We start from the raw sequence: 935 nt of genomic DNA, 5'->3' as shown, positions 1-935 counted from the left end.
TTGATATCAATGATCAGGAAATCATAGGGGATTCTAATCCTGCAGTTACTGGTGGATTTGTCTTAAACGCAAGAGCTTATGGATTTGATCTCTCTGCTGCATTCAATTTTAGCATTGGAAATGATGTGTATAATGCCAATAAAATAGAGTTTACAACAGCAAATCAAAATGGACAATATAGAAACCTAAGCACAATTATGGCTGATGGAAATAGATGGACAAACTTAGATCCTATATCAGGTCAATTAGTTACAGACCCTACACAATTGGAAGCACTTAACCAAAATACAACAATGTGGTCTCCTTTCATGTCTAGATTTGTTTTTAGTGATTGGGCTGTTGAGGATGCTTCTTTTTTAAGATTAAATACAATTACTTTAGGGTATACTTTTGAAGAAAGATTAACAAAATCTGTTGGAATTTCTAAATTAAGACTTTATTTAACCGCTAATAATGTATTTGTTTTAACCAATTATTCTGGTTTAGATCCAGAAGTGTCAACAAGAAGAAGAACTCCACTTACACCAGGAGTTGATTATTCGCCTTATCCTAGAAGTAGACAAATGGTTATTGGTTTAAACCTGAATTTTTAACAACAAACTTTAGAGAAAATGAAAAATATACAAGCAATAATAGTTTCTGCAATACTCATTTTAAGTCTATTTAACTCTTGCAAAGAGTTTGAAAGTGATTTTTTAGATGCGCCTGCAAAATCAACTTTAGATGAATCATTAATTTTTTCCAATGCTGGTTTGGCTAGAGGAGCAGTAGATGGAATTTTAGAACCAATGGGTCAAACAAATTCTTATAGAGGTAGACAAATTCCTTTTTATGGATTTAATACAGACACCGAATGGAATTTTAATTCATCATCTGTTGGTAATTCCACAGGCGAATTGATGATTTATGATACAAAACCTAACAATCTTCAAATG

Annotated in this window: 2 pseudogenes; both read left to right on the top strand. The window is 32.1% G+C overall.

The features are described from left to right. A pseudogene (locus tag IU405_RS06395) lies at positions 1-593 on the top strand (SusC/RagA family protein); the annotation flags it as partial. 18 nt (positions 594-611) lie between these two features. Continuing rightward, positions 612-935, top strand: a pseudogene (locus IU405_RS06390) (RagB/SusD family nutrient uptake outer membrane protein); the annotation flags it as partial.

It is taken from the genome of Polaribacter sp. BAL334 (genome assembly GCF_015767435.1).
Classification (GTDB): domain Bacteria; phylum Bacteroidota; class Bacteroidia; order Flavobacteriales; family Flavobacteriaceae; genus Polaribacter.
The sequence above is the reverse complement of the archived record's forward strand: the minus strand, read 5'-3'. Positions and strand labels throughout refer to the sequence as shown.